General features: G+C 34.1%; 11 protein-coding genes. 5 read left to right on the forward strand and 6 right to left on the reverse strand.

Annotated features, from left to right (window positions below; all coding sequences use genetic code 11):
* Positions 1-218: 218 nt before the first annotated feature.
* From A1704_RS15165 to A1704_RS15180, 4 genes are read right to left on the reverse strand one after another with little or no spacing between them, the layout of a single operon-like run.
* Complete coding sequence (locus A1704_RS15165; protein WP_062674821.1) at positions 219-608, reverse strand: hypothetical protein; 390 nt, start codon at positions 606-608, stop codon at positions 219-221.
* Between the two features lie 9 nt (positions 609-617).
* Entirely contained in the window at positions 618-4,208 is a 3,591-nt protein-coding gene (locus A1704_RS15170; protein ID WP_062674823.1) for a DUF6443 domain-containing protein, read from the reverse strand.
* Between the two features lie 2 nt (positions 4,209-4,210).
* Positions 4,211-7,000 (reverse strand): RHS repeat domain-containing protein, encoded by a 2,790-nt coding sequence (locus A1704_RS15175; RefSeq protein ID WP_062674825.1) that lies wholly within the window; start codon positions 6,998-7,000, stop codon positions 4,211-4,213.
* Complete coding sequence (locus A1704_RS15180) at positions 7,001-8,608, reverse strand: T9SS type A sorting domain-containing protein (RefSeq protein WP_062674828.1); 1,608 nt, start codon at positions 8,606-8,608, stop codon at positions 7,001-7,003.
* Positions 8,609-9,812: 1,204 nt separating this feature from the next.
* Here A1704_RS15180 and A1704_RS15185 point away from each other — a divergent pair.
* A complete protein-coding gene (locus A1704_RS15185) occupies positions 9,813-10,088 on the forward strand; it encodes a helix-turn-helix domain-containing protein (protein ID WP_062674830.1) in 276 nt (91 codons plus the stop codon).
* 3 nt (positions 10,089-10,091) lie between these two features.
* The gene (locus A1704_RS15190) at positions 10,092-10,376 is read left to right on the forward strand and encodes a helix-turn-helix domain-containing protein (protein WP_062674832.1); all 285 of its coding nucleotides are present in this window, start codon (positions 10,092-10,094) and stop codon (positions 10,374-10,376) included.
* 15 nt (positions 10,377-10,391) lie between these two features.
* Here the strand turns inward: A1704_RS15190 and A1704_RS15195 are convergent, their stop codons facing one another.
* Positions 10,392-11,636: a site-specific integrase gene (locus A1704_RS15195; protein WP_062674834.1), complete on the reverse strand. Its 1,245-nt coding sequence runs from the start codon at positions 11,634-11,636 to the stop codon at positions 10,392-10,394.
* Positions 11,637-11,957: 321 nt separating this feature from the next.
* On the opposite strand from A1704_RS15195, the gene A1704_RS15200 reads away from it, so the two are divergent.
* Complete coding sequence (locus tag A1704_RS15200; protein ID WP_062674836.1) at positions 11,958-12,461, forward strand: hypothetical protein; 504 nt, start codon at positions 11,958-11,960, stop codon at positions 12,459-12,461.
* Positions 12,462-12,510: 49 nt separating this feature from the next.
* Here the strand turns inward: A1704_RS15200 and A1704_RS15205 are convergent, their stop codons facing one another.
* Positions 12,511-13,539 carry a threonine aldolase family protein gene (locus A1704_RS15205; RefSeq protein WP_062674839.1) on the reverse strand — a complete coding sequence of 343 codons (1,029 nt, stop codon included), beginning with the start codon at positions 13,537-13,539 and terminating at the stop codon, positions 12,511-12,513.
* Positions 13,540-13,624: 85 nt separating this feature from the next.
* Between A1704_RS15205 and A1704_RS15210 the strand changes: the two genes are divergently transcribed.
* Entirely contained in the window at positions 13,625-14,278 is a 654-nt protein-coding gene (locus tag A1704_RS15210; protein WP_062674841.1) for a metal-dependent transcriptional regulator, read from the forward strand.
* A 362-nt stretch (positions 14,279-14,640) separates the two neighbouring features.
* Complete coding sequence (gene blaIND / locus A1704_RS15215) at positions 14,641-15,369, forward strand: IND family subclass B1 metallo-beta-lactamase (RefSeq protein WP_062674843.1); 729 nt, start codon at positions 14,641-14,643, stop codon at positions 15,367-15,369.
* The last annotated feature ends 26 nt before the right edge of the window (positions 15,370-15,395 follow it).

Consider the following 15,395-nt stretch of genomic DNA (forward strand, 5'->3'; position numbering starts at 1 on the left):
CAAGTGCATATGAAAAATAACGTAAAATTAAAAACATACAAAAAACAAAATCAGAATAGGAAAATTCCTACTCTGATTTAAGTATATTTGAAATATTAAACTAGTCAACCTTTTTCAGGACTAGTCATTGATTAGACTATAATTATATATTTACTTCAAAAGTATACTATAAATATTATATAGATTATAATATATCTGTAGAAATCAATTTTTATTTATTAATATGGATCATATTTGATTGCGACTATCCACAAAAGAAGAGATATAAAAACAAAAACCCATACTACCTTCCGAGAGTTTTTAACAGTTTTTTTCTTCTCATAAAACGCATTAATATTATCTGTTAAGTCATTATTACCAATTATATTAGACAAAAAATAAATTTCAGCATACGTAATAATTACTATAAGAACATAGAAAAATTTAGCAATACCAATTATTTTATGATAAAGCAGTGTTATAGGAAAATAAAACAAAAAGCCTATTAAAAAGCAAAAAGTTGTTATAGCATAAAAATTTTTATCCTTATGTCTTTTATAAAAACTATGTTCCTGTAAATAAATTTCATAATATGCATAAAAGAATGCATTCTTTATACAATTTTTCATTAAAGTATATTAGGGGTGTAAATAATCATACTCATGACTGCCATTTATAGCAGCGTTTAATGTCCAGATATTCCAGTAATCCACATTGCTTAAATCGATAGATAGCGCTATACTTGATCCGAAATAAGGTATTCGGCCTGCATAAAAACTTGCCACTGCCTTTGTGATATATCCTGGATGGTGTGATTCAATAAACTGTGCCCCGTATATTCCCACACCTAATATACCAACACCTTTAACAAGCCTTGAGTCATTTATTCTGTTTATTGTTCTCACATTGTTTAAAAACCTAACCCCCGAAATATATCTATTCCCATTTAAATATCCGTTAGTTCTGTATAAATTATAAGTTGTAAATATATTTGTTGAGCTGATCATTTTACCTCTTGATATTAGACTCTGTGAAACATTCCCTGCAACGCCATAAGTGCTACCAATGGCAAATGACATTTTTGCTTGTATATCTCCCCCACCATCTAAAGCATTAAAATAGGTATTATATCCGCTACTGTTGCCACCTAATCCACCGAATAAACCTATAATATTGTAAAGAGCCATTGTCTGATTGAAATGCTCTTGTAATCGTTCTCCCCAATTTGCTGAATACTTCAGTACGACTTCAGGTATTTTTATTTCGGGTATTGGTGCATAAAGCGGTATTCCACCAATTGTACCAACTACTTGAAAACCTGGTGATCCGCCCATACCACCAGATCCTCCTCCAGAACTTGCAAAACCGTATCCGGAATAATTGGTAGCAGTGCCATTGTAGCTCATTGTTCCCCCCCAATTATTTGTAAATCCAGTACCAGTATTAGTCCAAGTCGTACCATCAGGAGAAGCTAAAATTTCATTCATAAATGCCTGAGAAAGCATGCCGGTTGGATCAATAAACATCATCGGATTATTATTTGCGAAATTGTATGGTGATAAACCGGGTAGTAACTCCGTTAGCGGATCCATTACACCCCATCTTCCAATATCTGCCATATACATTCGGGCTCCGAAATCATTCCAGCCTGTTTCCACTTGTATCTCTTTTCCGCTATATTCATACTTATAAGAACTATCTTGATTGTATTCTGTTTTAAGACCATATGGATAAAAATTGTTTTCATTTAGAATTTCTGCATTGCCAATAGAATTCCTGAAATAACTTAACCGGATATTCCCCAATTGATCTTTGTAATTATAAATGTATATATTTTTTTCATAATCGAAATATCCTTCAGCTGTAGATACAAATTTTAATACAGCATCTGCAAGACCGCCGGTATATAAAGTTTCATACTGAAAGCCATCCAGGTAATCGGTTATCAGAGTACTCTCCATATTTGCTTTACCAGCACCATACGTATACGACTTTCTCAATTTAATTCCACTCGCATTGTATAAATAAGAAGTGTTTACATAGTAATTTCCGCTAAGTACAGGTGGACGTGGAACATATGTAGAATTAAATTTAACAGAATTTGGAAGATTAAGGAAATTATAGCCGATTTCCTTAATACCCTTATCCATATGACTGACAATATTACCATTATCATCATATGAAATAATTTGACCGGCTGGTACAGGATAGCCTGCATAATTGTTAGAGCTGTCTGCTATACTCACAAGCCTGTTTCCTGTATAGTTATAGATGAGATCATCTATTTGTTGAGCAGTGCCTGTAAAGCCCTGCCCGTTTCTCTGTAAAGAGATTATGTTACCACCCAAATCATAGGTTACAGATTCGTCATAAAAATGATCTTTTGGTATCGCCACTCCCAGTTCAGTATAGGTACTGAAATTTAATCTGTTCAGGTCATCATAAGAATAAACATACTTTTTCAGTATATTATCTTTACTACTCTTCCACAAGGTTTCCTCAACATTCCCACTTTTTTTGCCAGAAGCGTTGCTTACAGGTTTATAATAGCTAAGCGCTAAACTGAAGAGCTTACCTGTATTTTGTGATGGGTCATTTATCGCAAGCAGCGAACCCCTTATATCATACTTGTAATCAATGTTTTGTAAATTATTACCAACTTTTTTATTAGAAACCTGTGATAGTTCTGTAAATGTATTTTCTGACAACAGAACCTGTGGTTGGTTATCTACTTGATGATAATGTTTTCTTAATCGGTTCCTACTATCATATTCATAGGTCTGAATAATCCTTTTTTCAGTATCAGACACAAGTCGTTTGTGATAAACAATCGTTTGTAAAGGCAGGCCTGTAAAATCTAAATTCATTTCTGTTTTGGTGTATCCCCCCAGATAATTTTCTGAAAAAACACCTATATTTCGAGACTTCTTATCATACCAGAGATAATTCTTTGTCCAGCGATCATCTTCGATATTTTTTACAAAAGTAGCCGTTGGTAAATTTTTAGTATTCAGGCTTTGGCTCATATCATCGCTTATAGTATCGGCTCCTAATATTTGTATTGGCTTTGCCGGACTGCCCTGAGGATAAATGTTGTAATAATTGACTGATAAAATACTGCTAAATGTTGTAGGATAGGCAGTGTTTGTATAATAAGTCGTTAAACCTGATGCATTGAAACCTGTATTATTGTATGTTTCAGAAAACGAATTTGCATTACTTGCCTGGTTCTGTTCATATTGTCTGCCCACACTTCCATAGTCTTGTGAACTTGTGAACATTCCTGTATATAAAGTTCTCCCGAAGTTATCAAATTTTGTAAAAAGCCATTTTTTGGTTTTGCCCATATTGGCATCCTGAGACATAATAACCCGGTTCAATTTATCATATACTGCATATTCCCAACCTTTTCCGGGCAGTTTCTTCTCAACCTGCCTGTTTCTGGTATCGTATCGGTACTGATAACAAAAACTATCCAAAGTATTTTGATTTAATGGCTTAGACACAGCAATCGGAGGAATGATATAAGCCAACTGCCCGTACTTATTGTAAACATAATAGGTATCTGCATTTTGAACTGCTATTGTTCGAACGAGAAGAGTTTGCCCTTTTCCATTTTTAAACTCAATAGATATTTTTCCATCTTCGTCGGTTACTGAAGTTTTGGTAAGCATCCCGGCGCCGTAATTCCCATTTAATGTCAATTCCTCGCTGGTAGCACCGTTTTCCCAAGATGTCGTTACGGAAAATTTTTTAACATCCGAAGCCGTATTCACATCATAAGTGAAATTTGTACTGTAAGCCGAATAATCCGCTCCTGGTTTCTTTTGAGAAAGGATTCTATTTTTCGGAGAACTTTCAGGCTGGACTGATGAAAAATAATAGACATCTGTACCGTACGTCTGAGAAGCATTACCTTTTGGATCACTGTAAATAGTACCATCGGTAGTACCTACCTGCGGTATAGGCAAATATGATTTTACATTTCTTCCAAACCCATCATATTCTACGGGCACAACAATATCTCTTCCCAAGGGGGAAGCCTTAATATTTATGATCTGCTTTACCCTTCCTAATTGATCTGAATATTCTACAACTTCTGATTTTTTGCTGCAGTCTTCGTTGAGACAGTTCTTTGTATAAAAATAATTTTCTGTGGTGGTAAGCGTTTGTGCATAAGAAAATGTTGCTACAAAAAGGATGATTACTAAATTTATTATTTTTCTCATGATTAATAGTGTTTGTAGTTATACTGATTTTCTTTAACCGTTTTACCATTGCTATCTTTTACAGTGATAAGTCTGCCGGCTGCATCATATACATAACTTATTTTAAGTCCATTAGCAGAGATAGAATTCGTAATTCCTATTAACGGATCGTAAGTGCTTACGGATACATAATATTGCTTTAAAACTGGATCCAATCTTAAATTTTCCAGAGCAGACAAGAGCATTCCTTCCTTTCCTGGCAAATCAGCATCAGCATCAGCATCAGACGCTGTTATGGCAGTTGTAATAACAGGCAGACTTGAAATAGCGCTATATGTGGTACCAACAATCTGGGCAATCGGAAGCGTTTTGTGATATCCCCAGATGGTAACAGTGCTAACACCTGATTTGTCTGTAGACTGAATGACATTTCCTTTCTCATCATAAAGATCAAAGTTTATTTTAGTTTCTGGGATCTGCGCCAGATCAGTAGTAACGATAGAGGTTGGGTAGTAATGATTTGTGTTTCCAAAAATTGTCTTAACGGTCGAAACAATAGTACCATTATCTTTGATTATCGTTTCCAGCGGTACTGAAACCATATTGGCATCAATTAACCTTACATCAGTCACATCCTGCGCGTACCTTATCGTCGTTTCGTTTATATTTCCATCCTGTGTAGTGAGTCGTGAAAGAGTCTTCTGAAAATTAGATGGACTGAAGGTTGATTCATTTTCCGTAATATAATCGGAATTACCAAGCTTTGAAATATTCCTTTCTTTCATGTAGGAAATATAGGCAGGCGTGAATTGATGATAGCCGTTGATCTGAGGTTTTGCATTCGGAACATCCGCAAATGTGTAAATATATTCATTGGTGTCCAGCAACTGATTCTGTGAGTTATAGATTCTTTTTTCAGTTAAAATACCTTGAGATGTCAGATTAAAGTAAGGCATGATATAGTTTCCAACTGCTGGATCAGCATACTCATATGGAATTTTATAATAGTAATCCGTATGTCCATTGGTTTGGTTCCCAGCAGTCTCCGTTTCTCTTACATTCTTATATATTACGTATGGATAAGTGGGATCATCAATTAAATTTCCTGATGATGAATTGGGATTGCTAAATGAATTGTATTCGTATTTTATTTGTTTCACTATATCAACTTCCTCGTAATACGTAATGGATTTGACTCTTGCTCCGTACACTACAGGGTGGAAATTTTTGTAAGGCTTGGGTAGTGATTTCAATTCCACAATTACAAGATTTCCGGTTCCACCCCAAAAATTAATCTTGATTTTATAGGTTCCGGGCTTGAGTTTGTAGTATTTACCTTCAGCGGTGCTGGTACAGGCATTTTGAGAGCTGTCGGTTGCCATAACAGTATTGCTTGCATTAAGAACGGAAAAGTTAAAAGCGACTGGCTGTCCATGCTGTTTAACCCCATAGTCCATCCCCTCATCTAAACCTCGTCCAACATGTACGGTATATGAAACACCAGGCGTTCCATGCACAGTAAATGAGTATTCTCTCGTGTTATTGGTATCGAATGGTATGTTACCAGTAATATCATAATACTGATTAAATGGATCAGTATATTCATTGGCATTTTCAAAATCCATCGCTGAATAATCCATATATTCTTCATTAGCTTCGTAAGCATATTCTACCCTGCCTCTTGTAGGAAAATAAATTTCTTTAAGAACTCTGTATACATATTTTTGCGGATTAATAAAAGGTACAGGACGCGGGCAGAGCTCAATCCCAAACTGAGAATATCCGTTATCATCAATATAGCCGTATTGGGTATCTGAACCGTCTCCATAGCCAAAGGTTGTACTTTCAATCTGGCTGCTATTTGAATCCATTTTTTTTAATACAGTTAATCCATTAAAAACATCAATTGTCAAATCATATTTTGAGATAGGCCTATCGGCTGTGGTTAATAATTCAACCGTTTTAATGGTGTAGTACTCTTTATTTTGATTGCCATTATCGGCATTTTCATTATAATCATATGTAAACTTCAGCTTTCCTTCCGATGTAGAAATTGTATTAAGTTTATTGATTTTATATTTTATTGCTGTTGTGCCGCCTGGATTTAATGTTGTTTTTGTTTTAAGATCATATATGTAAGTAATTAATGTACGTCCGTTAATATCGGTAACGGTGGTAGGCACATATGATGTCCTCTGATTCTTTAAAGGCTGCAAAGGATGATTTTGAAAAGCCGTAATATTATAAGCATTAAAATTATAGATCAACCCTTTGTCATCCGTAATTTTAAAGGAGTTGATGATAAGCTTAGTAGAAGCCTGATCCCGTACGAATTCAATCTTCAATTTACTGGCGTTCAAGTCATAAAGCTTTAACTCACCGGTGGTGGTGTCCCTATAAATCTGAAACATCCCGTTAAAGCCGGGAATGCTATAATAAAAACGATCCGAATTCTGTTGTGTTAGATCGGTAATTTCGGTAAACTCATTATTTTTTGCACCGCTCTCTTTTGAGATAATTGCACCTTTGAACATCGTCCAGCCCATCCCTACTTCTGTTGGAGCCATTACACTTCGCGAATTATAAAGATGGTACGATAAAGAAAGTGCAACTGTTGCCTTTTTATCATCAGATTCTAATGTATATAATGGAATATCCACCGCAGGTACTCCCAAGGCAGGTGAGGCCTTATATTTAATATAGCTTTGAATAGAAGAAGATGTAGGTTCAGGATTAAGGTCCTGACCATTTATTTTAGTAGTAGCAACCAATGTAATGATAGCCACCAAGTGAACGAAAAAATTCTTCATCATTTATTTTTTAATTATTTTAGCATTAGCCGTATTTTGCGTATCTGTCTTAACTACAATAAGATAAACACCTTGAATCAAGTTCTGAGTCGTAATCTTAGTAACCTTATTTTTTGTTTCTAACCTTTGAAGTTGCCTACCTCCCATATCATAAATGATAATTTCTGCATTTTTAAAATCAAAACCGATCTCAACGTAACAATAATCTGATACCGGATTTGGATAAATTTTTATGTTCTGTTTTTCGATCAGCATATCAACTTGCCGGTCTCCAAGTTTTACTATTTTCCAGTTTTCTTCTCCCAGATTGTCTGCACTGGTGCCCGCTAAAACAATTGATCCGTCTCGATTTAACTTCAAATCTGATAAACGTTCCTCCTTCTTTTTCGATTCTCCCGTTACATGTTTTCGCCATTGCTCATTACCGTTTTGGTCAAGATACAGCATCCAGAATGTTTCATCATCATTATCTAATTTAGCTTCTGCTTGAGTATACCCCCCCAATAAAATTCCTTTGGTATTTTTTCCATCCTCCGTGCTGATCACATTCATGCCCATCAGCACATCTCTATTTTTAAAGTTGTACGATTTCTGCCATTGCTCCTCTCCTTTTGCGTTAATAGCAATTAACCAAATGTCTGTTCCTTCCTCAGTTTCTACCGTTTTATTTCCAGATCGTTCTGATCTCGAGCTTCCCCCTATCACATAGCCTGAAGAAGTAATGGCAGCTGTTTTTACATGGTCGTCTCCTTTACCACCATAATTCTTCTCCCACTCTACTTTACCTTCTTTATTCAGCTTTACAATCCAGTAATCGCCTTCTCCGTAGTTTTCCGTAGACTTTGAAGTGTAGGTAACAGTTACCGGATTTTTTTTATCGTCATTATTGATAACGGTCCTGTTTCCAGTGTGGGTCCCACTTTTTGAATAAATAACCAGTAATGCCCCTCCATCTATTGTGGGAATCATTTTTTCCATTTCGTCAAAATCTTTTCCTCCCAATAACAGCTCTGAAATTACTTTCCCACTTTCGTCTAGTTTTGTAACAGTAATATCCTTCGACCCAAATATTTCTGGTCCCCCCTCTATATTTCCAGCAACCATGAATCCTAAATCTGTAGTCTGAATTACAGCTTTAGCCTCTTCATTCTTAGTTGTTCCCAGAGTTTTCTGCCATAATTCATCCCCAAATTCGTTGATTCTGATCAGCCAGATATCTGATCCCCCTTTTGAATCCTCTTTTTTGTCAAGTGCTTTTCCACTGAATGAGGTGCCTGCTAAAAGAAAACCTCCCTCCTGTGTGGTAACTGTAGCAGACAAAAAATCATGGTTTCGTCCTGAAAAATACCTTTCCCAAACCTGATCACCTTGCTGATTGAGTTTTATCAAGTGAAAATCATAACCATTGTTGCTCTTACCTTCAGAAACAATTTTTGCCGATTGAATTGAGCTTCCTGTTATTAAATACTGCTGATCAATTGTTGTAGTGATCTGTGAAAGAAAATCCTGAGTTGAGGATTTAATATCTTTTTGCCAGACCACTTCTTGGTCTTGGGCCTTAATCCCAAGAATAGAGCATACGAGTAATGCTCCTGAGTAGATTTTATTCATGTCAAATGTCTCGATGAGTTTGTTGGTTATTAATTTCTTAAATTGTTACAAAAGTATTCTTTTTGTTTCTCTCAGAAGAAAAATATAATATGAATTTAATAAGATGAAATGATTTTTTTTACAAAAATTATAAGACAGTACAGACAAAACGTGTTGTTTATATATCAAGATTAACTAATATTTAATAAAAGAGCCGATCAATAGTATGTATAAACAACAATTAATAATTTAATGCAACTTAAATAATTATATTAATATAGTTCTTCAAATTCATTTTTACTTATGAATTAAAATTTATTATATCTCGCGGATTTTATTTTCTCCAAAGAATTACCATATTGATGAATAATGTTAATCAATTTTCTTAAGAAGAAACTTATTCAAGCATTATATATAATTTCAAGATCATTAAGAGAGAAAAGCTAATATCGCTGGTTACTTGTAGATTAGAAGTCATAAAATATTTATTCTGTGTATTTAATACATTTTTATACAAATAACTTTTTGTTATATTTTCAAATAGTATTTCTATAAATTATGATTTTTTAATTTTACTGAAGCATTAAAGCCCTCATTTACGACCAAGCTTAACAATTGCATGCTAACCGCCTATTATGAATATTCTATCTTATAGATATTAAATCTACAATCCTTTCATCTTTATGAATATCACTTACAGAAATACAAAATCCAGCATATCCAATTAGAGTGGAAACATCACTTAAATATTTTATCTTACTATTATTTTGCTTTCTACATCATAAACAAAAAGAAATTTTATAAATTTTGAAATCAAGACGGTTTATCTACCATATACTTTCTATTCGCAATAAATCTTCTAAAAAAAAATTCGAGAAATCGTCCGTTGGGGCTCCCAAAAAGGCAATTTGACTTTTTAATAATCCGACTGTGCAGCCTAATCATATATAAGTACTGCATAAAAAGACCTCAAACTTTACTATATTTACGAATCCACATGTTCAAAAAATGTGAAATTGGTTACAAAAAATGACCAGTAGATCATGCAAACTGCAATAAACGATTAAATAAGGTTTTATTGTGAATATTGATCTGATTAATCTGCTTTTTTATAACATCTTACAGAATACCCAAAGGAGCCATTCACACCCTACTACTGCAATTGAAAGACAGGTTGAATACTTATTTTCAACAGTCCCATAGCTTCATAATTAAAAATTGAATTATGGAATTTATACTCATAGAAAAGAATGCCTACGAAGCCTTGAATAATGAAATCCAGGGGCTTAACAAATTGCTTTCAGAAATAGCTGCACCATATCAATCCAACTATAGTAAAAACAGGTGGCTGGATAATCAGGAGGTATGTCAGCTTTTGAACATTAGTAAAAGAAGCCTACAAAGTTATAAGCAAAAAGGTCTATTGCCATGTACTTGCATCAGTAGGAAAAATTATTTCAAATATGATGACGTTATCGCATTAGTTCAATCAAAAAATTAAAGTATGCAATCTATAAAAAACGCTACCGAAGAAATTTTATCATGGCTTAAAGATTTGAACGCTATTAAAAAACATATTGAACAAATCAGCAGATATTTAAGGCCTTCCCATCAGGAAGAAAAATATTTAACCGGTGATGAAGTATGTCGCTTACTTCATATTAGCAGGCGCACACTTCAACAATACCGGGACGATCACATATTTTCTTTTGTACAAATTCAGGGAAAAATATTATATAAGGAATCAGATATTTTGAACCTGTTGGAAAATAATTACAAAAGAAAATGATATATCATAAAAATCTTATGAGTTAAAAGCAGCTTCCAACTCCTTAAATTTATGAGATACTTCTTCCATATCCCGACCCACTTTCTCATTCAGGATTTTTGCATAAATCTGGGTGGTGGTTATATTTTTATGCCCCATCATTTTACTAAGACTTTCCAATGGTACACCTTCGCTTAAAAACAAAGTAGCAAAGGTATGTCGTGCTATATGAAAAGATATTTTTTTCCCTTTAAGGCATTCCACTTCCTCGGCTAGCTTTTTAAGATTAAGATTACATTGATAGTTGCCTACCATACTAAAGAGGAGACTGTTCTTTGCAGTACCTTCATACTTTGCAATAATCTTTTTAGGAATATCGAGCAATAAAACATTGGACGATATTGTTGTTTTTTTACGCCGAAGAATGATCCATAAATTACCATCAAAAAATTCGCGTATATGTTTTTTATCCAATCGTTTAATATCGCTGTAAGATAGCCCGGTAAAGCAACTAAATAAGAACATATCTTTTATGTACTCGATATTTTTTTTCATAGGCTGATATTCTATAAGCTCTTCCAGTTCTTTTTTCATGAGGTAACTTCTATCCTCATCCTTACGAATATTGCTATACTCAACAAAAGGATTATCATACAGCAACTTTCGGCTGATGGCCAGCTTTACAATCGTTCTTAATGATACCATATATGCCCATATTGTATTGTGACAGTTCTTTTTTTCATTACGCATATAATAATCGAAATCCTGCACAAAAGCACAATTGATTTCCTTTAAGAACATATCTTTTTTGGTATAATTGAACATAATAAAACCAGCTAAATTGTTACGAAGTATAGAATACGTAGAACAAGTACCTTTGGATCGTGTACCACTAGCTACTTTCTTTTTAAAGTCTACGATAAAATTATCCAGGAATTGCAACAATGTAAGTTCATTACTATCTAAACCTAGAAAAGTATTTTTCAGTTTTTCAGAAGATACAGCACCATCCTTATCTAAAATCCTCGAATAACACTGCTCTATACGGACTCTTATTTTATCAAGTCTTTGGTTGGTTTCTACTGCCTCCCTACTTTTACCATTTACCCTTCCAAATCTTAAATCCCATTGTAGGGGATTAATTTCTAACTTAGTGCTAAATTGAGAGATATTACCATTAATGGTTAATCTCGCCATAATAGCTACTGTACCATTTTTCTTAGGTGCGTTTTTTTTAAGGTAAAATAATAACTTAAAAGTTGACCTTTTTGAACTTTCCATAACTCACTGTTTCTATAGTTAAAATTAAATTTAATTGAGTTACGAGACAGCATGAAACACAACGCAAAACACTGAATTATAATTACTTAAAAAAAACAAAACCTGAAAAACATGGTAATGATTTGGTAACCTGCTTTTTCATTTAGAACTTCTTTAAGTAGCTTTTTGGTGCACCATTCCAATTTTACTATTCTCTTAAAATCCTTTATTCATGTGAGATTTCACCCGTTTTTACATTTTTCTGAGAGTTCAGGACTTTTAATATACAAATACTATTATTATTTTAGCAGAATAGAAATTTGATTTTTAACAATTAAGGATATGAAAAAATTAATCTTATTGGGCGCTGTATCAGCTTTTTTAATCAATTGTAATAAGAAAACTGAAGTTCCGGCTCCCAAAGTAGAAGCAGATACCATTGCTGTGGAAGAACCTGTAATAGATACTCTTGGACCAAAATCGTTCTGTTATATCGGAACAACAGGGAAAGACAGTGTTTTTGCTTCTATTGATGACAATTTAGGAACAATCACCGGAAAATTATCTTATAAAAACAGTGAAAAAGATAGTTCAAAAGGAGATCTAACGGGTTTCAAATCCGGAGATACCCTGAAACTAACTTATGAATTCAGCTCTGAAGGTAAAAAGAGTAAAAGAGATATCTACTTCCTTCAAAAGGATAATGTTTTGACGGAAGGTATTGGTGATCATAAAGAAGAAGACGGACAATCTAAATATGCTGATGAGAAAAAGATAAGTTATAAAGACGGACAGAAGCTAACACCTGCAGACTGTAAAGTAGTCAACGAAGCTTTGAAAAAATAATCCATTATAAAAACAAAAACAGCCTTTTTTCCAAGGCTGTTTTTTTATGCTAATTCTGTTCAATAATTTCAATAAAACGGTTCACAGCTTCATCTTCTGTGCTCCATGAAGTAATAAGACGAATGGCTGAAAAATTTTCATCTATTTTTTTCCAGACATAGAATTCAAAATTTTCAGACAATACCTCAATAAGATCGTTATTTAAAATAGGAAAAATCTGGTTGGTATAGGTATCGGAAAGAAAAGCCGTTCCTTTTTCCTGCAAAGCTTTTTTAATTTTCATCGCCTGCTGATTGGCATGTTGTGCCAGCTCAAAATACAGATTGTCTTTCATGAGTTCCATAAACTGAATTCCCAACAGTCTTCCTTTTGCCAATAACGCTCCTTTTTGTTTGATATTAAAAGCAAAATCTTCCTGTAGCACAGGATTATTTACCACAATTGCCTCTCCTATCAAAGCTCCGTTTTTAGTTCCTCCAAGATAGAAAATATCGGTAAGAGCAGCTACTTTTTCCAGGGTAAGATCACTGATTTCTGCTGTCAGTCCATGACCAAGCCTTGCCCCATCCATAAACAGGTATAATTTATTTTCCTTACAAAATGCAGAAAGTTCTTCCAGTTCTTTTGCCTGATAGATTGTTCCCAGCTCTGTAGAATTGGAAATATAAACCAGTTTAGGCATCACCTGATGTGGCACATTACTGTGTCCTTCTAAAATTGGAACAATATCTGAAGGTTTTATTTTTCCATCTGCCGTTTCAATGCTAAGTACTTTATGACCTGTAGCTTCAATAGCTCCTGTTTCATTATTCAGAATATGCCCGGGAGCAGCAGATATTACACACTGATAAGGTTTTAGAATTGCAGAAATAACAATTAAGTTAGCCTGCGTTCCTCCAGAAACTAAAAAAACTTCCGAATCCGGATTGCTGATTTTTTTTTTAATTAATGCTTTCGCTTTTAATGAATACTCATCTTCTCCATAGCCAGCCTGCTGTACAAGATTATACTGCGAAAGGGCCTGTAAAATATTAGGATGGCAGCCTTCAGAATAATCGTTTTTGAATGAAAATTTCATAGAGTAAAAGTAAAAAAAGTTAAAATAACAAGAGTCAACTTTTCATTTTATTTTGTTAGATTTGTACTGAAAATCATCTAACATTTTGAAAACAACCCTAACAGAGGAGAATTACCTGAAAGCTTTGTTTCATTTAGTTGACAATGAAGGAAAGGTTACGATTAATGAGCTCAGCAAATTTTTAAATGTAAAAATGCCGAGTGTCAATAATATGATGAAGAAATTTGCGGAAAAAAAGTGGGTCATTTATGAAACCTACAAACCCTTAATCGTTACAGAAAGTGGAAGACGTGAAGCTGCCCTGGTGGTTCGTAAACACCGGCTTACCGAAATGTTCCTGGTTAAGAAAATGAATTTCGGCTGGGAAAACGTTCATGAGATAGCAGAACAGCTTGAGCATGTGCATTCTCAAATCTTCTTTGATAAAATGGACGAAATTCTGGATCATCCTAAATTCGATCCTCATGGAGAACCTATTCCTGATAAAGATGGCAATATTATCGCTCAGGATTTACAAAAATTAAGCAGTTGTGAACCAGGAGAAAATGTAACTTTTGCTTCTGTTACCCTTTCTGATGATGCTTTTCTGACATATCTGAACGACAGAAAATTGCTGCTCGATACAAAAGTGAAAATTGTAAAAATAGAAAGTTTTGATAAATCCATGACGATAGAAATTGAGGGCAAAACAGAAATTCTAAGCAAAAAAGCTACTGAGAAAATACTTGTTAAGAAATAAACCATTACCACTGAAAAAATAAACTGAACAGATCTTCATTAAAAAAATTAGGCTTTTAAAAATTTAAACGATTAAGAAATTTAAGGAGAAAAGTATAGTTAAGACGTATCATTCTGATTTTAAGCTTACAGCGAAACTTTACTTAATGTTATATCCCAAATAAACCTAACAGGTTTTAAAAACCTGTTAGGTTTGATATTCATATAAATCTACTTTTACTCTATTCCTCAAACTGTTAAAAAACGGTTAAACTCTCCTTTCCTAAATACCCGAAAATTTATTTTTACCTAGGTTTGCAAAACTTTCTATAGACTTTGTCTTTCCGACAAATACCCAACCTTTAATTATTACTTAAAAAAATTATGAAAAAAAGCATTCCGTTTTTTATTATTTCGATGTTATTCAGTCCATTGGCAACGGCTCAAACCACTCAGGTAAGAGATTTTGTCATTGAACCACAGATTCAGCCCAATTTTTATATTTATAAAACTTTCGGAGTATTCGGAGGAAAAGAATATTCTACCAATGCTGTTTATCTGGTGACCAAAAAAGGGGTTGTCTTATTCGATGTCCCTTGGCAGAAAACACAGTATCAAAGTCTTTTGGATACTATTCAGAAAAGACATAACCTTCCTGTTATTGCGGTATTTGCTACTCATTCACATGAAGACAGAGCCGGAGATTTAAGCTTTTATAATAAGAAAGGCATCAAAACCTACGCTACAGCTAAAACCAATGAGCTTTTGAAGAAGGATGGAAAAGCAACTTCTACTGAACTTATTAAAACAGGAAAACCTTATCGTATTGGTGGAGAAGAATTTATAGTAGACTTTCTTGGGGAAGGACATACTGCCGATAATGTAGTGGTATGGTTTCCCAAATATAAAATACTGGACGGAGGATGTCTTGTCAAGAGCAAAGCAGCTGTTGATCTTGGGTATACGGGAGAAGCCAATGTTGCCCAATGGCCTCAAACCATGACAAAACTGAAAAACAAATACTCACAGGCAACTTTGATTATCCCCGGACACGATGAATGGAAAGGAGGCGGACACGTAGAACATACACTTGATCTTCTGAATAAAAAATAAATTTGAAGCGCCCTGGCGAATGCCAG

The organism is Chryseobacterium cucumeris (genome assembly GCF_001593385.1).
Taxonomy (GTDB): domain Bacteria; phylum Bacteroidota; class Bacteroidia; order Flavobacteriales; family Weeksellaceae; genus Chryseobacterium; species Chryseobacterium cucumeris.